Origin of the sequence: Shimia sp. Alg240-R146, assembly GCF_947331465.1 — a bacterium.
Taxonomy (GTDB): Bacteria; Pseudomonadota; Alphaproteobacteria; order Rhodobacterales; family Rhodobacteraceae; genus Shimia.
In genome coordinates this window covers 289433-307021 of record NZ_CAMZOK010000003.1, presented here as the reverse complement: position 1 = coordinate 307021, position 17589 = coordinate 289433, and the positions used below count along the sequence as shown (strand labels likewise).

Here is a 17589-nt window from a genome sequence, read left to right as displayed (position 1 = left end):
CAATTGGGAACGGGTAAACTGAAATCTGTGCTTGGTAGGTTCGGTGTAGCAAAGCTATCAGAACTTGTGGGTATGGAAACGCTTGAGAACATGGAGAAGTGGTTCCGTGTTCGTGTAACCGCACCTAAGCTGATTGATATTCTTCTTCAAAGATACGGTTCATCAATACTTGGAAACTCCCAGATAAGGAAAATGGTGCTGAACCATGTCGATGACTTCGACCGAAAGTACATCTTAGGGACCAGCTCTAAAGTAATTTGGTCAAGCAGCTCCAGCAGCGCTCAACGCCTAGTGCAGACTCTTGAGTTGGGTCCCGAATTCCTCCCGCCTGTCGCAGAGGTGAGCCCTCCGGCAAGTAATTCTATTCCCGTTTCGGCACCGCTGCATGAGTATCAGTATAATGTCAAAGCAAGAGCCATTGCTGCGCTGAAACTTCCTAGTTCCCGAATACTATTACACATGCCAACTGGCGCGGGAAAAACTAGAACGGCCTGTGAGCTGATGGTTGATGCGTTGAGGGCCGAGCCGCCTGGCCCCGCTTTGATTGTATGGCTCGCTCACTCGGAAGAACTTTGCACACAAGCAGTTGAGGCAATTGAACGAAGCTGGTCAACAAAAGGTGATCATCAGGCATCTGTTACTAGAATTTGGGGGGGGTTTGAACGACCTTCGGATGCCCCGCTGAGAGGATTCGTGGTGGCCAGTTTTCAGTCAATCCACGCCCTTTTAACCTCTGCATCAAGAGACTTAGGCCTGCTAAGAGAAATAGCGGCGGCCACCAAAATGATCGTTATCGATGAGGCACATAAAGCCATTGCGCCAACCTATGAAATAGCCATTAACTCCCTATCCATGGCAAGTACTCCGCCAAAACTGGTTGGTCTATCTGCAACACCGGGTCGCAGCGAAAACCGTGAAGAAAACAGAGAGTTGTCTGAATTTTTCGACAATACCAAAATCGGCTTGTGTGACGATAGCGGTAGAGAGCTGGAGGATGGTATCGGTTACCTACAAGACATGGGTGTCTTGGCCCGTCTTGATCGCGAAAAAATTGAAACAGACGTCTCAATTGACCTAAGCGAGAGTGAAATGGCCAAGCTCTCAGAGCTCATGGAACTTCCAGAGAGTTTCTTGAGACGTCTTGGAGGGCAACACGAGCGGAACTTGTTGATCTTCAATCGCATGATGGAGCTGTCAGACGCCAAACGGCAAGTCATTTTGTTCGCTTGCTCTATAGCTCATGCAGAATTGCTAAGTGATTTATGTGTTGCACGGAACATAGCTGCCCGCTTGGTTACTGGACAAACCGATCCGAAAGATCGAGCAAGATACATCGCTGAATACAAAGATGGCAAAGTGCAGCTACTGATTAACTATGGAGTTTTGACAACTGGATTTGACGCACCCAATACCGATACCGTTTTCATTACTAGGCCGACGGCATCCGTCGTTCTTTATTCGCAAATGATCGGTCGGGCTATTAGGGGGCCAAAAAATGGTGGGAATGAACGCGCGAGAGTGATCGATGTGGTGGACAACTTGAACGGAATGCCATCCGAAAACATGGCCTACAACTATTTTAATAATGTCTGGAGCACACAGCAATGACAACGTACATTTTCCCTGCATCCACTGCAATTGAATCGTTTCGGGATGCGGGTTATCGCGATACTTCGATGGCTTTGGCGGAACTCGTTGACAACTCGATTCAGGCAGAAGCTGACAACGTTCGAATTCTCGCCATCGAAGAAAACGTCAGTGTGCAGAGAACTGTCGCCAACGTAGGCTCGTTGGCCGTCTATGACGATGGTGATGGTATGGCCTCAGACGTTTTGGAGATTTGCTTGGCGTTCGCGCAAGGCACGAGGCTAAATACGCGCTCGGGGATAGGTCGCTTTGGGGTTGGGCTTCCACTCGCCTCGATCAGTCAGTGCAAGCGAGTTACAGTCTACTCATGGCAAGAAGGCAAATGTCTTACCACTCATCTCGACATAGACGAAGTCAAAAAGTCGAAACAGCAAATGACCAATGAGGTGAAAGAGTGTGAAGTTCCCGGCGAGATCCTGCGGCACCTCGACGTCTCCGTCAAAGAGCATGGTTCTCTGATTGTATGGGAAGACTGTGATAGGTTAGACCTTAAAAGAACTCAGACGCTAGTTAAGCGCATGGAGGCTAGTTTCTGCCGGATCTACCGTCATTTTCTCGACGACGATGATACTTATGGGCGGAAAAGAGATATCAGAATTCTGATAGTAAAACCGGATGATCAGGAAGTTGAAAATATCAAGTTGCTCCCTAACGATCCCCTTTACTTGATGACGCCAAACAATCTTCCGGGGTTTGAGAACGAAGCAACCAATGAAGCTTTCGGTGAGATTCAAAAAATCCCAGTTCAGTTTGGGAATAGCGGCAAGAAATCAATTGTTGAAGTTAGATTCTCCACGATCCGCCAGGATATTGCTAGGTGGACTAGGGATGCAGATACAGCATCCGTTGTAGATCACTATAAGGCAAACACCGGAATATCTTTTGTGAGAGCCGGGCGCGAAATTGATTTTGGGTCTTTTGGGTACTTTAATCCGCAAGAACTAAAGGAGCGTTATTGGGGGTGTGAAATTCGCTTCGGCCCCGAGCTCGATGAATTATTTGGCGTTACCAACAACAAGCAGGCAGTGCGCGATGTTGACTTCATTGAAAGGGAAGAAGTCGAGCTACTTCACGAAGGCCTCAGTGAAGATGACATAGACTTTGATCATAAGATCGCTCTCAGAGCAGAATTAAGCAAACGTTTCAAGAGTGCCCACAAGGCAATCAAAGCGCGTATAGACAGTTTAGCGCCTGAGACCGGGCGAAGTGTCTCCGGTAGGAAAACAGATCCGGCCGCACAGAGTGCGGAGTTAGCCGGTCAAAACTTTAAAAATGATCCAGCAAAAACAAAGACAAAGATCGATAAGGACGCAGTACCTCCGGAAGAACAGGACACAAAGCTTAAGGATATGCTGGTTCAAGAACATGGGAATGACATTCCAGAAGATGAACTTGACAGGATGGTTGAAGAGATCAAGGCGACGGGAGTGACAATTACTGAGAAGTCCTGGCCTGGGAACCAGTTTTATACGATCGAGCGCCCTGGCGACATTATGACGATCGCACTAAACGCTCGGCATCCTTTCCAAGTGGAGCTGTATGACAAAATTTGCAAAGGTCCTGATACGCAAGAAGCTTTGGCTATGAACCTTTTTCTATTGGCTGCTGCGCGAGCTGAAGACGAGCTGTGGGATGATAGATCGCAAGAGACTCTTGAAGAGTTTAGGGAAAAGTGGGGGGGCTGGATTAAGAAGCTGCTGACTCAATTGAACAACTCATAGTATGCTTCTCCCAACTGCAGAGCTGAAAAGTAGATTGAAGCAACAGTTTTCGGATTCACGAAGGTGCTGGATTTACAGTGCCTTCGTATCTCAACCCGGTATTGATTTTGTACTTGGACATCGACGTGAGTTCAGCTCAGATCGCTTACTAGTGCGCTGTGACCTCAGAGACGTTGTTACAGGTGCATGTTCGCTCGCAGCGTTGAGAAGTGCTCTTGATGCTGGTTTTGAAGTTAGGTTGTCGTCTGCGCTGCACGTGAAATTGTATTTTTTTGACGAAAAACTGTTTGTAGGAAGCGCCAACCTCACTGGTAAAGGTTTGGCTCTAGTTGGGTATTGTAATGATGAACTTAGCACGGAAGGTAAGCCTACAGCTCGTGATGCAGAAATAGCCGAGAATCTGTGGTCCCAAGGAACAGAGATCAATCATGCTCGACTCATTGCAATGCAGGAATTCATCGAGCAGCTGGATACTGTTTCTAGTAACGCTCTCGCTAGCTGGCCTGAATCGATCTTTGTTGAAGAAAGGGATTTATACTGTTCCGACTTCCCTCAAAACACAACCGCAGACAGTTTTAGGTGGAACGACATTGAAAAGTTCAAAGTAAGTCCTGCATATTTATGGCTGATACGTTCTGTTGAGGAAAATGGTGGGTCGGCTTCATTTGGTTGGCTTTCGAAGAAACTTCACACGGATGTATATGATGATCCCGCGCCCTACAGGCGCAACATCAAAGAGCTTTTAGAGAATCTGCTCGATCTTGTTGTCGCGTTTCAGCCCGATGGGGTGTTCGTTGAGAAGCCAAACGTGTCTTCGGTTGTTTTTCTTCGCGACTAGCTTTCTGTGGTTTGCGTAGGTAACGCTGGTTTATTTTCCGCTGTTCTAGTTGAGTTTGGAGTTAGTATCATGCGGGATCTCCGATTTAAGGAACCGCGCTTTAGTGCGCGGACTCTGATGTCAATCGACTAGACCGGGGCTCAACGGGCCCAGGGCCCGCTCACCCCAATCCAGGCATCTTTCTAATTGTTTGGTCCGCCCAACATCCCTGACCGGGTCGGTCAACCTTAGTCCATCCCCGAAATCAGCCACCAATTTCCCCTGTCTCGCAGGCGAGCCATTCCTCGCGGGGCAAATTGTCGTCCGATTTCGGCGCAGACATTTTCTTCGCAAATGTGGCCGATTGACAGCCCCGTTCAAGGCCGTGGGTCGGGCTTTGCCCTCTCCCACTCTGTTCCGCCGAATACATGCGTATTCGGTCAGATCAGGTGGCCGAGGCGCAGCCCATCGGCGGAAGGGGGCGCAAAGCCTCACCCGCGTCACTTTGATCGAGGAGGCCACAAATGGCACCGAAGTTTGATGTTTATGCCCACGTCACCGACACCATTATTGCAGAGATCGAGGCAGGCACGCCGCCATGGCGCAAGCCGTGGACTGGGAGCGCGTCCGGCGTTACCCTGCCAACCCGACACAACGGTGAAGAGTATCGCGGGATTAACATCCTGATGCTCTGGGTCATGGCGGCGAAGCATGGCTATGTGTCCAGCCGCTGGATGACCTACAAACAGGCGCAGGAGCTGGGCGGCCAAGTCCGCAAAGGCGAAACGTCGTCGACCGTGGTCAAATACGGGACGTTCACTAGAGATAACGAATTGGGTATCGAGGAGGAGCTGCCCTATGCGCGCGCCTACCGCGTCTTCAATGCGGATCAGATCGAAGGTTTGCCCGAGGACTACTACATCCGGCCCGAAGCACCGCGCGATCTTGGCACGGCGGAAGATCCCGAGCTTGAGGCGTTCTTTGGCCGGACGGGGGCGGAGATCCTCACCAGTGATGACCCGCGCGCCTATTACAGCCCGGCCAAAGATTACATTCACATGCCGCCGATTGCCACCTTTCACAATGCGGCAGGCTACTATGGGACGTTGGCCCACGAAGTGATCCATTGGACTGGCAGCGAAGCGCGGCTGGAGCGGATCACGAAATTTGCGAACCGCGAAGCCTATGCCTTTGAAGAGCTCGTGGCAGAAATCGGTGCTTGTTTCCTTGGGGCTCAGATCGGCGTCGCGCCGGAATTTGACCAAAGCGCCGCCTATGTCGAAGGGTGGTTGAAAGCGCTCAAAGAGGACAAACGGGCGATTTTTCGTGCGGCATCTGAAGCGCAGAAAGCTGCCGACTTTGTTTTGCAAGCAGCAGGTCAGAGCAAGGAGGTGGCAGCATGACCCCTGACTATCACAGCGATGATTTCGGGACCGCGCGTCTGGAAGATGCGGTCAGCTTGCGAAGCGCCGCCCGCGAGGCGCGCGCCACGCTTTACGCAGTATTGAACCGACTGGAGCTGAACGATCTGGACGGCGAAGAGCAGCCCTATATCGACGATTGTCTTGGGGCTCTCGCAATCCTTGAGGAGGCGCTGCGATGACTTTGGACGAGATCAAAACAGCAGTGGACGCGGGCAACCGCGTTCACTTCACGGTTTGGGGCGAGTTGTCGGCATCGGCCTGCTCGTGCGGAGGGTTCTTTTGCTCCTTAATCCTCTGCTCCAGCCGAGACGAAAAACTCGAAACCTCAGCTGCAAACCTAATCGATTTTGGGATTTTGGGTCGCATTTCGCCTTTTTTATCTGAGGCGGCACATTGAGCCGCATAGGACAAAAGAATCCGATTTGCTTTCTTTCTTTGCCTTCCAACTTTTTGCCGGAAAGGCTTGTGGTACCCGTTGCTTTTCGCATCCAGAAGCGGGTTTCGACGCTTGTCGTCGCCGATACTAGGCCACTCAATTCCCAAAATTCTGCAGCAGGCACACGACAGGGAAAAATGCTCTAGAAAGTCTTCGCTTGTCGGCACGTTTTTGGGCTTCTTGGCTTTGGCTTTCTTCTTGCCTTTCTTGCCCTTGGGTCCTGTCATCGGAGAAAGCGGGTCATAAGACCAGCCGCGCCCGCCTGGGTAAATGATTGTGCTGCCACCTGAATAGCCGCCGCGCCCCATATCGAACCTCACAAAACAAAAAACAATATCGCCAGTGTAGCGCCGGTCTGTGTCAGCGCAAGCATCTGGCGGTAGCAGCCTATGGCTGCTCCAAACGGAATACCGGCAGTTGATACAATATTATAATATTGAATCAATTATGGCGAAGTGCCATAACAGGGCTGCCTGTATGATGCTGGCAAGAAATAGGGGTGATTACTTCACATGGGCCGAGCGCGCTCACCACGGCACAAGCGACTGACGCAAAACCAGCGTTTTGCTATCGTACGCAAGCGTGCCGAAGGTGTCCCGATCGAGGATCTGGCGCGCGAATTCGGCGTCACGACCCGCAGCATCTTCTACACATTGAAGGCCGATCAAAGCCGCAAGCTTGATGCGCGCGTGCGCTCTGAACTGGTGAATGTCCGGCTCACACCAAAGGAGCTGGCGAGCTTTGATGCCGTGCTGACGCGGCACGAAATCACCAGCCGTGCGGAGGGGCTTCGGCGGCTGATCCATGCCTCAAACGATCTCTTCGTTCCTGACGATGAACTGGCGAGCCAAATGCAGGGACTATCGGCCTCGCTCAATCGCACCGGCAACAATATCAACCAGATTGCGCAGCGCCTGAACGAGGCAAAGCGCCAGGGCAAGACACCGCCTTATGGCAACTCCGCACATGCCCAAGTACGCGCATTGGCCGGGCTGATCTTCGACATCGCTGACCAAGTTCAGGACATGGCGCAGCGCCGCCGAAGTGCGCTGTCCGGCGAGGTTGCCCGCGTTCTGGGAGGCATTGCCGATGGCCCGGAATAGCGCTGTTGCCGCCGCGCAGGAGGCCTTCTTTGATCGCGACTGGAGCCGCATTCGCGGCAGTGTGCCACGCGCCCGTGCCAAGCAGATGGCGCGCGCGGCCATGGGGCATTCTCCCGCGATCTTCAAAGCGATCCGGGACGGCGGCACACACAACAAAGCGCAGCTGCGCAATCAGCTGGAATACCTGACCACCAAGTCGAGCTTTATCATCGACAGCCGTGGCACTTATGACGGCCAAAGCGTCCTGTCAGCCAAAGAGATCGAGCAGGTTACGCGCCGGTTTTCGGCGCAGTGGAATGAGGGGTTCCACCCGAAGCTGGGGCACACCTCGCATCTCCTGATGGCCTTCCCGATTGGCACGCGCGGCGCGGATGTCGCCGAGATCACGCGCGAGATTTGCGAGCGGTTCTTTCAGGGCGAAGGCAGTCACTTCGACTACATCGCGGCCGTGCATGAGGATCGGGACCACCCGCACGCGCATATTGTTCTGAACCGGCGCAGCAAGGACGGGGAGTTCTTCTTTCTGAAGGAAGGGCACCACTTCAACTACGACAGTTTTCGGGAGGCGATGGTTGAGGTGTCGGACTGCTATGGGCTGCGCCTTGAGGCGACGCGAAAGCTCGAGCGCGGGATCACGACAAAGAGGCCAAGCGATGTTGACCAACGTCGCGCAGAAGCCACGGGCCAAAAACTGACCGAGCGCGAGCGCGTTGGTCCAGAGCTCGACCATGCCTTGCGTGAGGTAGCACAGAACGCGCGGCTTTATCGCGGACTGGCGGCCGAGGCCTCGCGTGAGAACCAGCATGACATTGCAGCAGCCTTGGATAAGGCGGCGACGCTTTTGCGGCAGGGCAAACCGATTGAAGCAGATGGAAAGGTATATGGTATGGCCGAAGAACAGCATTCGTTTGATGAGATCGTGGATGCCTTTCATGACAAAATCAACCAAGCCGAACGCATTGTTGCAGACGCCCCGGTCGATCGGCGTGCAGCGCTCGAGCATGAGCTGAACGACATCTATCGTTCACTGTCACATCTCAGCCCAATGGGAACGCAGTCCCAAACCTTGCTTGAGGATGCGTCCAAGAGTGGGATTTATTCGGCCGCGAACATTCAGGCCGAGGCCCAAGGTGCCTTGCGGGATCCAACGCTCGCCGAACGTCTTGAACAGGCTTTGAAAGGCACCGGCATTGACGCGCAGGAGGTGACGCGTCGTGTCGAAATTGGCGCAGGTAATGCCGCGCTGGAACGGCAATGGCTTGGACAGGATCTGAAGGTAATTGCCGACAAAGAGGGCTTTGACCTGTCACGCGCCGATGAACTGGAGAAGGCGATCGACCGCCTCGACCAGGTGCACCGTGATTTGGGTCGTTTGTTGGCCGATGCTGAAGTTCTCAAGGACAGTGGGGCGGTGGAGGCCGACCGGCAGGAAGCCATAGTCGACGGGTTGCCGCCGACCACGGCTGATTTCCTGAGCCGTATGAGGGACGACCCAACCACAGATCCATTCCGAAACGATCTGGAACGCGAGACCTTGCGTGCTGAGATGGAGGAACTGGTCGGTGAAGAGGGCACCCAGGACTTGGCGATTGGCGATGAGACGGCGCTGGACGAACATATCGAAGATCGTCTGGACCGTCTCTATGCGGCCAAGGCCTATCTGCAGACCGATGCTGCGCTGGCAAACAGTGTTGCGATGGAGCATGTCCTCGACGAAATCGCCAATGAAGAAATAGACGTCCGACGCGAGAGGCACGTCGATGCCGATGGCGAAAAGGGTGTGACGCATGGGTAAGGCGCGGATCGCACTCGGCGTCATGAGCTTTGCTCTTCTGGGCGCGATGCTCGGGTATGTTCTAGCGTCGGCATTTCTGACGTTCCGCTGGTTCGGGGTCGGGGCGGAAATCGATTTTCTGATGCTGGCGCGTGGTTATGGAGGGCTTCGCACGACCCATTCGAGTGATATACAGATTGTTCACTTGATTGTCGGGATCAGCTCCGGTGCCGGTGTCTTGCTCAGCGCTGTCTTGATGAATGACGCGCTGACCAAATTCGGTGAAACCCACTGGCAGCACATGTCCGAGATGAAACGGAACGGCTTTTTTGGCAAGCCAGGCCATGGGTTTGTTCTTGGCAAGATGGGTAAGCCCAAGAGCCGCAAACCCTTTGTCATGTCCAAAGTCTTCCCCCATGCACTTATCGTGGCCCCGACCGGACGCGGCAAGACGACGGGTTTTGTCATTCCGAACTTGCTAACCTATCAGGGCAGTGCTGTGGTTCTCGACGTGAAGGGCGAGAACTTTGAGGCAACTGCCCGCCACAGGGCCGCGCAGGGTGACAAGGTATTCCGGTTCGCGCCCACAGACTGGAAGGATGGCCGCTCGCACCGGTACAACCCTTTGCTGCGCATATCGGCGCTCGAAAATGTCGACCGCCAGCAGATGGAGCTGCAGCTCTTGGCTTCGCTGTTCCTTCAAGCCGAAAACGATCGCGTCCAGGGGCTCCTCGATGGCGGTATTGACCTATTCGTGGCGGCAGGGCTTTTGGCGTTCGAGCGAACGCGCCCGACCCTGGGCGAGATCTACCGCATCACCGCGTCTGGCGGGGACAAGCAAAAGGAATATCGCCGCCGCGCCGATGAAGTGGTCAATCCAGCCGCGAAGCTGATCTTCGTGCGCATGGCCTCGACCAACAACGACACGCTCACCTCTTATCTGTCGCTCTTGATGACATCTGGCCTCAAGCAATGGTCGAACCCTGCCATCGATCGCGCAACAGCAACTTCAGACTTCGATTTTCGCGACATCCGAAAGACGCCGCTTTCGGTCTATCTCGTGGTTGAACCACTCATGGTGAAACCCCTCGCGCCGCTGATCCGCTTGTTCTTTTCGGACTTGCTGGCATCGCTCCAGGATCATGAACCTGGCAAGGACGAGCCCTGGCCGGTGATGATCATGCTCGATGAGTTCAACCGCCTCGGCAAAATGCCCATCGTTCTGGATAGCATCGAAACCCTGCGATCCTACCGCGCCAATCTCGCAATCGTCACACAGACGATCCCGGCGCTAGATGAAATCTATGGCGAAAATGCCCGCCGCGCCTTGCAGGGCAACGCGGGCATCAAGCTCTATCTGACCCCCTCAGATGAAAAGACGATTGAGGAGCTCAGCAAAGCCGTTGGCAAAACCACCAAGCGCGTTGTGACCCGCTCACGGTCGGTCGGCCGCAACCCGTTCGCGGGGCGCAGCATGTCTGAACGGACCGAAGAGACCGCGTTGCTACCCGAGGATGAGGCGCGGCGCATGGATCTTGATGACATTGTTCTGGTCGTCGACGCGCAAATGCCCGTACGAGCCAGGCGGATAAAATACTATGAGGACCGGTTCTTTCAGCAGATCTTCGACAAGCAGACCGGTGATTTGCCATATCCTTCAGCAGGGGATCAAATGCGCGGCCTGCAAGGGCAGATCAAGGCGCTGGAGACGAAAATTGGGGCATTGGAAGTGCCGAGAGAGGCCGCTCATGATGCTACTAGTGGCGGAGGTAAACGTCGCGAAGAGGTCCATGCAATGGTCTCTGGCTGGCAAGATGCCCAATCCGGCGATCAATCCAGTTTAAGCGACTATCAGGCTGGAACAGAAAAAGTTGAGCGATTTATGGAAAAGGCCGCTGAAGGATAAATGCGGGGTGCCGCTGTTAGCTGCGTAGCGTAGGAACGACAACAGAGCACATAGATCCGGGCTTTAAAGAAACTCGACTAGGTGCCATATTCGCCCCAACGCAAAATTTCCATTACATCACATTTTATAATGAACCAGATCGGCAGGACTTTTTCCAAATTGAATATGTAATTGGTTCCACAAACCAAGAGAACGGACAAGCTAACCCATGCCAAATTCCTATATGCTGCATCAGGAAGCGCGGTCTGCGCTGCGAATGCGGCGGCCCTCGTTTGCAACTGGACTGGCGTCGTAGTTCACATGCATGCTCACCATAAAAAGGAACTTCTTAAGCTTTTGTCCCGGTTCGAGGATGAAGATCTATTCCACCTAATCTGGGCAACAAACATCCTCCAGTCCACAAACTATGAGTCTGCACTACCGCATATAGATCGTGAGACAATCAACCCAAAGGCAATCGGCATTCAGGGGCCTCACGAATTAGCCATACATAAATGGGAGCTCGAAACCCTGGCCAATGAGGGGCTGACCACGCCAATGTCCAATGCGAAGAGGGGCAAGATCGTACGGTTCAAGCATGATCACTTTGGAAATATAGTGAATTGTGTCAATCGACTGCGAAAGCTGGAAAACAAGGAGTTCAAAGTAGGGGGGCATAAAAATAACATTTTTGGAGAGCTCGTCCGAATTGGCAACAGACAATTTCCCTGGCAGATAGGGTCTGCTAATTCGGCTAACCTGTACAGGAACAACTTCGTATACGGGCAGGGGAAGTGCGGAGAGGAATTCAACAAGAAGTTTGGGATTTCTGTCGCCGAATTCTCAAAAGTCTCTTTTGGCCTTTTCGCCAGTTTCATGTCTCACCCTGTTCTGGTTGGAGACCAAGCTCTCAAAGTTATAGGGGTTTCAGAAGAGCTTTATCGGTCCGCTCTGAAGCCTTTATGCTTGCCACTGAAGCAAGCAAGGCAGGTTGCAATGCGGGAGCGCCAGAGCATCATTCACGTGGCCTACAAGCCATCCATATTTCGCCAATTTCCTTGCGTAAGCTTTTCTGATGAACCTCTGAGAGTCCGCGCCCCGTTGCCTCAGCTTATCATGGACCGAATGACGACCGGTCTATTTTATGACGTGGTGTCTGGTGGTGGCCCAGTCCGGGAAGAGTATGGCCGCCGCTTTGAAGAATATTGTCTAAAATTCTCAATGGCCTCCCTGCCTCAATTCGTCTGGACGCCGGAAGACAAGTACAGGGTTAAGAAGCAGACCTTTGACACACCAGACATCCTCTGTTTCGACGCGGACCGCCTCACGTTGGTCGCCGAATGCAAAGCAACACGAATGTCGCGTGAGGCCATGTTTGGCAAAGACCCGACTACGGAACGCGGCTTTGATGATCTTGTCAAAGCAGTAAAACAGCTATGGCGTTTTTTTGCACACTGTAGAATTGGCAGACACGGAGCCAACCTCGCTCCCGAAGCTGTCGGTATGGTGATTACCTTGGACAACTGGCTGGTCATGGCGGAGAAACTCAAAGAAGAAGTGTTCCGCCGAGCCAACGACGAGATATTGGCCTTCAGCCAAGGCCTTGTTCAGGACATAGACAAAAGGAAGGTTATTTTCGCTCCTATTCAGCAATACGAGCGGGTTCTTTCTACGGCAACGAAAGCTAGTTTCACCGAACTGCTATCGAAAGCGAACGGGGACTCAAACGCAGGGTGGAATCTGGACATGGTCCACGAAGAGACACCAAGCTATAATAGTAGTGTGAATCGGGAGTATCCGTTCAAAGGTGAAATGCACAAGGTGGTACCTTGGTGGGACACGTTTGATGAATACCGGTAGCGCATGGCTTCGATACCTAATTTTCGAGTGGCGTTCGAACGAACAGCGAAGGTCGGATAAAGAGCATACCCCTTATTCCAAGCGTTTCGCTCGTTCTGCCACTCGCTGAACCATCGAAACAGTAGCTCCGCCCGCCTGCCGTATACCGGCCCCCGCAATCTCAGCGTTCGACCTGGTTCCAAACCTCGCCCTCGCTCTTGACCCTTTGGTGCCGATCAAACCTTTGGCGAACCCGCTTGGACCCGGAATACTTGGCGGTCCGACCATCATGAAATTGCCCGAGATAGAGCGGACGATCAGCGGGGTGGCGATGATCATACCGCCTGCGAGGAACATCATCATGAAGAAGGGCACCAGCGCGCCGATGTTGCTCGCCCCGGAAGGATCTCCGAGCTCGGTCATGAGCGAGCGCGACATGCCGACGACAGTGGAGAACACGCCTGCGATCACGAGAGGGTAGAGCGCGTAGGATACCGTGCTGGAAAGCCAGCGATGGAAGTAGTCCTTGCTGACGTCGAACAGCGACAGCGCGATCATAACGGGGGCGATGCCGATCATGAAGGCCAGCATGATCTTGGCGAAGATCAGGACAAGGCCGCAGAGCGCGCCGATGACGCCTAACAGGAACGCGCCGATGGCACCGATGAGGGCACCGGCCATCCAATGCATGTTGTCACCGGCCGCGTTCAGATAGTCACCAAACTCCTCGATGAGATCGTCAAAGGCCCCGGCAAAGTAGGATGCACCCGCACCGCCGCCGCCAAGCCCCGCCACCATGCCGCCCGCGAGCTGGTCTAGGCCGTCGATCAGGGCGCTGGCCACGGCGTTGAATTGGACCCAGTTCATCGCAAACAGAGAGATGAGCATGAGCTTGAGGGCGAACCAGAAGGCGGTCCGCCCGTCCATGGATTTGTACTGAAACACCATGTTGAGAAAGACGCCGATCACCGCGAGCGTGGAGGCCACGGCAATGACGCCGCCAAGCTGACCGGCGACGTTGCCAAAGGTGGTTTGGGCCGCGTCGTCCAGAAAGCTGTCGGTTGTCTCAACCATCCAGGTGACAACGCCCATGGGATCCTCCTCGGTTTGCCTTTAGGCGCTCGCACCGGTGCGGCGTTTCAGGAAGGCCTTCAGGATATGCTCGCCGTCGAAATCCGGCACGACGGAGACCAGCTCCCAGCCGTCCTGACCAAGAGCGGTCAGCTGCGCCTCGATCTTCGGTGGCTTTGTCTTGGCGGTGTTGATCTGTTCAATCTTGTATTCAAACATGGGCTGTTTCCTTCGTTTGGGCCGGATCAAATGGCAGGTAGAATTCGGTAATGCCGCGCGCGCCTTCATGGCGACCGGCTTGGATAATCACATCGATCGAGCGAGTGATGTAGTCGTTCATGTCCTGGTAGGTCATAGGCACGTCGGTCTTCAGGGCGGCGATTGCGAGGCGTTGGACCGCCAGTTGCGGCGTTTCAGCATGTAGCGTGGTGAGTGAGCCACCATGGCCGGTGTTAATCGCCTCGAGGAAGGTCATGGCCTCTTTGCCGCGCACTTCGCCCAGGACAATCCGGTCAGGCCGCATGCGCAAGGTCGAGGTCAGCAGAACATCGGCGCTGCGTGTGGCTTCATCACGATCAGACATCAGCGTGACGACATTGGGCTGTGCTGGACGCAGCTCCGCAGCCTCTTCGATCGTGATGATACGTTCGTCGGTGGGCACGAAAGAGAGGATTTTGCGCGCCGTGACGGTTTTTCCGGTCGAGGTGCCGCCAGAGACGATCATGTTGAGCTTGTGGGTGACGCAGAACTTGAGCGCGGCGTCGATGTCGCCTGTAGCGACGACATCGCGCAGTTCGGCATTGCGCTTGCGCCGAGCACCTTCATTGCTGCGCTCTTTGCCGAAGAGGTAAGACAGCTTGATCTGATCGAATGGCAGGTCCGCAAAGAACCGCAGTGAGATTGCGTAACCGCCATCAACGGCTGGGGGCTGGATAACTTGCGCGCGGATCGGGCGGTCACGGTAGGTGATGCTGACCGAGACGATGGGCTTGGTCCGGCTGAGCGTGGTATTCGCGGCCGAAGCAATCTGATTGCCCAAGTCCTTGATCTCGCTCTGCGAGAGCCGACGATTGACGGACCGCATGAAGTGATCTCCCTGAAACTCGGCCCAAAGCGTGCCGTCGGGGTTGATGCAAAGTTCGATCAGCTTCGGATCACGCGCCTCGGGGATCTTGTCCATCGAGCTTTGCAGGTAGCTGGCCGCCATGATCAGAAGATCTCCAGATCACGGTCGACCATCACTGTGACACGGGCACCCTGATCCACATAGATCACCGGCGAGACGGAGAGGTATTCGCCCATCACGCTTTGCGCGCTGTCTTGCAGGTCTTCGCCAATGCCCTCGAGCACATCCGAGGCGATCTCGTCTTCGGTGTTCTGGGCTGCCACGGCAGGCAAGGCTCCGATCAGCGATATCAGGGCGGCTGACCCGAACCGCGAGCCAAAGCGGCTGTCGACGAAACCTGTTGTGCCGGAGCGCCCCAGCTCATCGCCACCGAAGGCACTGATTTCAACAGTCTGGTTGTTGGGCAGAATGATCCGGTCCCAGGCGATTGTTACGCGTTGCTGTGCTATGTCGAGGCCGGATTGATACCGCCCGATGAGACGCGCGCCGCGTGGGATCAGGATCCGCGAGCCGTCATAGGCGTGGACATCTTCCGATACCATCGCGCGGACCTGACCGGCGAGCGAGCTGTCGATCGCTGTCTCGAGCACGGCCTGGATCATCGTGCCCTGAACGACCGTGTTTGACGGGTTCACGATCAACTGGGCTTGCGTCACCTCAGCAGGTTCAGCGCCATTGCGGACAAAGTCTGTGTCGCCATCGAGCCTCCGCTGCTGCGCGGCGGTTTCATTGTTGCCGCCCCCGGTGCCCCCAAAGGCGATAATTGGGCTGGCGATACGGGCTTGCAGTTCCTCAAGCTCCGCTTGCCGTCGCCGCTCGAGTTCCTGAAGGCGCAGTTCTTCGGCCGTTGGGCCGGTTGCTGCAGGCATGCGAGGTGTTTCAAGGCGTGCGAGCTCCAGATCGTTCTGCAATCGCTGAATCTGACGTGCGCGTTCTTCCAACTCCTCGCGCAGGGCGGCCTGTGTTGCAGCGGCCTCACTGCGCAGGGCATCTATCTCAGCGGCCAAGGTGTCCAGTGCTTCTGTGTTGACGGTTGGGGTTTCAGGCGCTGGCGCATTGCGTAGGGCTTCAAGCTCGGCCCGCATCGCGTCCATCTGTGCGCGAAGCTCTTCGGTCTCCGGGCTGGATTCCGGCTCGACGGGTGGCGGAGTTGTGTCGATCGGCGCAGGGCTGGGCTCAAGAGTGCCAAAGCCCGGTCCCGCTGCTTGGAATTCATCCGGGGAGGCGGTTTCTAGGGCTTCCGGTTCAGAGCTACCGGAGAACAGTAGCACCAGGCCACCGAGGGCCACGATAGCTCCAATGCCCAAGGCAACGGTCATAAAAGATGGTCTCGTTCTTGGGTTTTGTGGTTTGCCTTCAAGCGCTTCGAGGCGCTTCTTAAGCTCAGCTGTTTCACTCATCGTGGTTTGCCTCGCTCATCTCTTGGACGCAGATCTCGTCGTCGCCGAGCCTGAGAACCCATCGATCGCTGACACCTGACACGCGGATCACGCCGTCTGGCCGCGCGAGCGCATTCACGCTGCGCTCATTACCGCCGGACCAGCGAAAGATCGCGGGTAAAGGCGCATTCGCGGCAAAGCGGAAATACGTGAAGGTGCCATCGTCCCAGATTTCGCGGGGAGTGATCTCGGATCGCGCGCTGACGCCATAGGCGTGGTTGGCAGGTTGGCTTGCGGCAATGCGCGATTGCCGAGGGGCCGCCTCGGGATAGGTGAAGCGAATGACGTAGAAGGTCGGTGAACTCGCTTCGGTCACGTTGAAGTAGTAGCTGCGCCGGTTGGTGTAGACCGTGATGTTGGTATGTGCGCCGCGTGTAACGGGCTTGATCGCAAAGGCCTGACCGCCGGGCACGCCGTCGAGAAGGAAGCCCTCGGTATCGCCTGCAATGATTGAGCGGATCGTCTCGCCCTGACCAAATTCAATGCTGGTCACATGGGTCAGGCTTGTGCGGATGCGATAGACCTGCCCATCCTGATAGGTGGACTGCCTGACACGGGCATCATAGGGGCCTTGGCGCGGCTGCGTTTCGGCATAGGCGGTCCCAACAAGAGGAACAAGGAAGGCGAGGATCAGGAACAGGCGGCGCATGGGTTACTCCAAACGATCCGAGCGGATCGCGTATTCGGTGACAGTGAAGCCAAAAGGGTTCTGCCAGACATCATCGATCGACCGGCTATTCTCGGGCCGAAACTCAAACATCAGGGTTGCAGTGAAGAGCCCGTTTTGCGTGCCGCGCGGCGAGTTGAGCCGCTTGCGAAGGCGCACTTGGGCGCGATTGACGCTGATATGGGTGATCGACAGAACCTCGACATCAAGCCGGGCATCTGTTCCGTAGCTGTCGGGCGGATAGGCCTCATGGCCGCTGGTCCAGAGCGCGCGCAGCCCAGCGGATGCAGCTCCACCCGACTGATCCAGAACCCGCCGCACGCGCACGTCATTGTCGAGCTGATTGTACGTCTCTCGATCAATGACATAGCGGTAGACCTGTGCCTCGATGATAGCGGGGCGTTCCGTGAGTGAGACCGTTTCAACCATGGCATTGGGGAGGGCCATGCCGGTTTCGCTATCAAAGGGCACGATCATGGGCGGCGGGTCCACGTCGAACAGGGCAACGAGGGCGGCGGCGAGGCAACCTGCCATGCCAAACGCCATGCCTGTCAGCCCCAGTTTCTGCCAAATAAGCTCGCGTCGTCGTGCGCCGTAGACGAGCTCTTCCTCGATGATTTCTGCCTCGCTGTTCATATGA

16 protein-coding genes are annotated in these 17589 nt (G+C 55.1%); 9 read left to right on the top strand and 7 right to left on the bottom strand.

Features of this window, described 5'->3' with window-relative positions; translation table 11 throughout:
• Positions 1 to 72: 72 nt before the first annotated feature.
• From PG871_RS17140 to PG871_RS17120, 5 genes are all read left to right on the top strand, one after another.
• Positions 73 to 1608, top strand: coding sequence for a DEAD/DEAH box helicase (locus tag PG871_RS17140; protein ID WP_270731527.1), 1536 nt, complete (start codon positions 73 to 75; stop codon positions 1606 to 1608).
• On the top strand, positions 1605 to 3368 hold the full coding sequence (locus PG871_RS17135; RefSeq protein ID WP_270731525.1) for an ATP-binding protein: 1764 nt from the start codon (positions 1605 to 1607) through the stop codon (positions 3366 to 3368). Before PG871_RS17140 ends, PG871_RS17135 begins: the two co-directional genes overlap by 4 nt.
• Before the next feature lies 1 nt (position 3369).
• Complete coding sequence (locus tag PG871_RS17130) at positions 3370 to 4206, top strand: phospholipase D family protein (RefSeq protein ID WP_270731521.1); 837 nt, start codon at positions 3370 to 3372, stop codon at positions 4204 to 4206.
• Positions 4207 to 4709: 503 nt separating this feature from the next.
• Positions 4710 to 5588, top strand: a complete 879-nt coding sequence (locus PG871_RS17125; protein WP_270731518.1) for an ArdC family protein — start codon at positions 4710 to 4712, stop codon at positions 5586 to 5588.
• Positions 5585 to 5788 carry a hypothetical protein gene (locus PG871_RS17120; protein ID WP_270731516.1) on the top strand — a complete coding sequence of 68 codons (204 nt, stop codon included), beginning with the start codon at positions 5585 to 5587 and terminating at the stop codon, positions 5786 to 5788. The genes PG871_RS17125 and PG871_RS17120 overlap by 4 nt, the downstream gene beginning before the upstream one ends.
• A 43-nt stretch (positions 5789 to 5831) precedes the next feature.
• Here the strand turns inward: PG871_RS17120 and PG871_RS17115 are convergent, their stop codons facing one another.
• Positions 5832 to 6353 carry a hypothetical protein gene (locus PG871_RS17115; RefSeq protein WP_270731513.1) on the bottom strand — a complete coding sequence of 174 codons (522 nt, stop codon included), beginning with the start codon at positions 6351 to 6353 and terminating at the stop codon, positions 5832 to 5834.
• Positions 6354 to 6557: 204 nt separating this feature from the next.
• Between PG871_RS17115 and PG871_RS17110 the strand changes: the two genes are divergently transcribed.
• The 4 genes from PG871_RS17110 (at position 6558) to PG871_RS17095 (ending at position 12667) form a co-directional block, all read left to right on the top strand.
• On the top strand, positions 6558 to 7148 hold the full coding sequence (locus PG871_RS17110; RefSeq protein ID WP_270731511.1) for a hypothetical protein: 591 nt from the start codon (positions 6558 to 6560) through the stop codon (positions 7146 to 7148).
• Positions 7135 to 8943 carry a relaxase/mobilization nuclease domain-containing protein gene (locus PG871_RS17105; RefSeq protein ID WP_270731509.1) on the top strand — a complete coding sequence of 603 codons (1809 nt, stop codon included), beginning with the start codon at positions 7135 to 7137 and terminating at the stop codon, positions 8941 to 8943. Before PG871_RS17110 ends, PG871_RS17105 begins: the two co-directional genes overlap by 14 nt.
• Entirely contained in the window at positions 8936 to 10828 is a 1893-nt protein-coding gene (locus tag PG871_RS17100; RefSeq protein WP_270731506.1) for a type IV secretory system conjugative DNA transfer family protein, read from the top strand. The genes PG871_RS17105 and PG871_RS17100 overlap by 8 nt, the downstream gene beginning before the upstream one ends.
• A gap of 300 nt (positions 10829 to 11128) precedes the next feature.
• Complete coding sequence (locus PG871_RS17095; protein WP_270731504.1) at positions 11129 to 12667, top strand: hypothetical protein; 1539 nt, start codon at positions 11129 to 11131, stop codon at positions 12665 to 12667.
• A gap of 72 nt (positions 12668 to 12739) precedes the next feature.
• On the opposite strand, the gene PG871_RS17090 is transcribed toward PG871_RS17095, so the two are convergent.
• Genes PG871_RS17090 through PG871_RS17065 form a run of 6 tightly spaced genes read right to left on the bottom strand, consistent with a single transcriptional unit; the run spans position 12740 to position 17585 of the window.
• Complete coding sequence (locus tag PG871_RS17090; protein WP_270731501.1) at positions 12740 to 13738, bottom strand: type IV secretion system protein; 999 nt, start codon at positions 13736 to 13738, stop codon at positions 12740 to 12742.
• A 21-nt stretch (positions 13739 to 13759) separates the two neighbouring features.
• The gene (locus tag PG871_RS17085; protein WP_257600370.1) at positions 13760 to 13936 is read right to left on the bottom strand and encodes a DUF4177 domain-containing protein; all 177 of its coding nucleotides are present in this window, start codon (positions 13934 to 13936) and stop codon (positions 13760 to 13762) included.
• Complete coding sequence (locus PG871_RS17080) at positions 13929 to 14924, bottom strand: ATPase, T2SS/T4P/T4SS family (RefSeq protein ID WP_270731493.1); 996 nt, start codon at positions 14922 to 14924, stop codon at positions 13929 to 13931. The genes PG871_RS17085 and PG871_RS17080 overlap by 8 nt, the downstream gene beginning before the upstream one ends.
• A 2-nt stretch (positions 14925 to 14926) precedes the next feature.
• Positions 14927 to 16243, bottom strand: a complete 1317-nt coding sequence (locus tag PG871_RS17075; protein ID WP_270731491.1) for a TrbI/VirB10 family protein — start codon at positions 16241 to 16243, stop codon at positions 14927 to 14929.
• On the bottom strand, positions 16236 to 16931 hold the full coding sequence (locus tag PG871_RS17070; RefSeq protein WP_270731489.1) for a TrbG/VirB9 family P-type conjugative transfer protein: 696 nt from the start codon (positions 16929 to 16931) through the stop codon (positions 16236 to 16238). The genes PG871_RS17075 and PG871_RS17070 overlap by 8 nt, the downstream gene beginning before the upstream one ends.
• Before the next feature lie 3 nt (positions 16932 to 16934).
• Entirely contained in the window at positions 16935 to 17585 is a 651-nt protein-coding gene (locus PG871_RS17065; RefSeq protein ID WP_270731486.1) for a virB8 family protein, read from the bottom strand.
• Between the last annotated feature and the right edge of the window lie 4 nt (positions 17586 to 17589).

What these genes read in the sequence shown, in the direction of transcription:
- PG871_RS17140 (WP_270731527.1), top strand. Translation starts at nt 73, where the DNA reads ATGGAAACGCTTGAGAACATGGAGAAGTGGTTCCGTGTTCGTGTAACC.
- PG871_RS17135 (WP_270731525.1), top strand. Translation starts at nt 1,605, where the DNA reads ATGACAACGTACATTTTCCCTGCATCCACTGCAATTGAATCGTTTCGG.
- PG871_RS17130 (WP_270731521.1), top strand. Translation starts at nt 3,370, where the DNA reads ATGCTTCTCCCAACTGCAGAGCTGAAAAGTAGATTGAAGCAACAGTTT.
- PG871_RS17125 (WP_270731518.1), top strand. Translation starts at nt 4,710, where the DNA reads ATGGCACCGAAGTTTGATGTTTATGCCCACGTCACCGACACCATTATT.
- PG871_RS17120 (WP_270731516.1), top strand. Translation starts at nt 5,585, where the DNA reads ATGACCCCTGACTATCACAGCGATGATTTCGGGACCGCGCGTCTGGAA.
- PG871_RS17115 (WP_270731513.1), bottom strand. Translation starts at nt 6,353, where the DNA reads ATGGGGCGCGGCGGCTATTCAGGTGGCAGCACAATCATTTACCCAGGC.
- PG871_RS17110 (WP_270731511.1), top strand. Translation starts at nt 6,558, where the DNA reads ATGGGCCGAGCGCGCTCACCACGGCACAAGCGACTGACGCAAAACCAG.
- PG871_RS17105 (WP_270731509.1), top strand. Translation starts at nt 7,135, where the DNA reads ATGGCCCGGAATAGCGCTGTTGCCGCCGCGCAGGAGGCCTTCTTTGAT.
- PG871_RS17100 (WP_270731506.1), top strand. Translation starts at nt 8,936, where the DNA reads ATGGGTAAGGCGCGGATCGCACTCGGCGTCATGAGCTTTGCTCTTCTG.
- PG871_RS17095 (WP_270731504.1), top strand. Translation starts at nt 11,129, where the DNA reads ATGCATGCTCACCATAAAAAGGAACTTCTTAAGCTTTTGTCCCGGTTC.
- PG871_RS17090 (WP_270731501.1), bottom strand. Translation starts at nt 13,738, where the DNA reads ATGGGCGTTGTCACCTGGATGGTTGAGACAACCGACAGCTTTCTGGAC.
- PG871_RS17085 (WP_257600370.1), bottom strand. Translation starts at nt 13,936, where the DNA reads ATGTTTGAATACAAGATTGAACAGATCAACACCGCCAAGACAAAGCCA.
- PG871_RS17080 (WP_270731493.1), bottom strand. Translation starts at nt 14,924, where the DNA reads ATGGCGGCCAGCTACCTGCAAAGCTCGATGGACAAGATCCCCGAGGCG.
- PG871_RS17075 (WP_270731491.1), bottom strand. Translation starts at nt 16,243, where the DNA reads ATGAGTGAAACAGCTGAGCTTAAGAAGCGCCTCGAAGCGCTTGAAGGC.
- PG871_RS17070 (WP_270731489.1), bottom strand. Translation starts at nt 16,931, where the DNA reads ATGCGCCGCCTGTTCCTGATCCTCGCCTTCCTTGTTCCTCTTGTTGGG.
- PG871_RS17065 (WP_270731486.1), bottom strand. Translation starts at nt 17,585, where the DNA reads ATGAACAGCGAGGCAGAAATCATCGAGGAAGAGCTCGTCTACGGCGCA.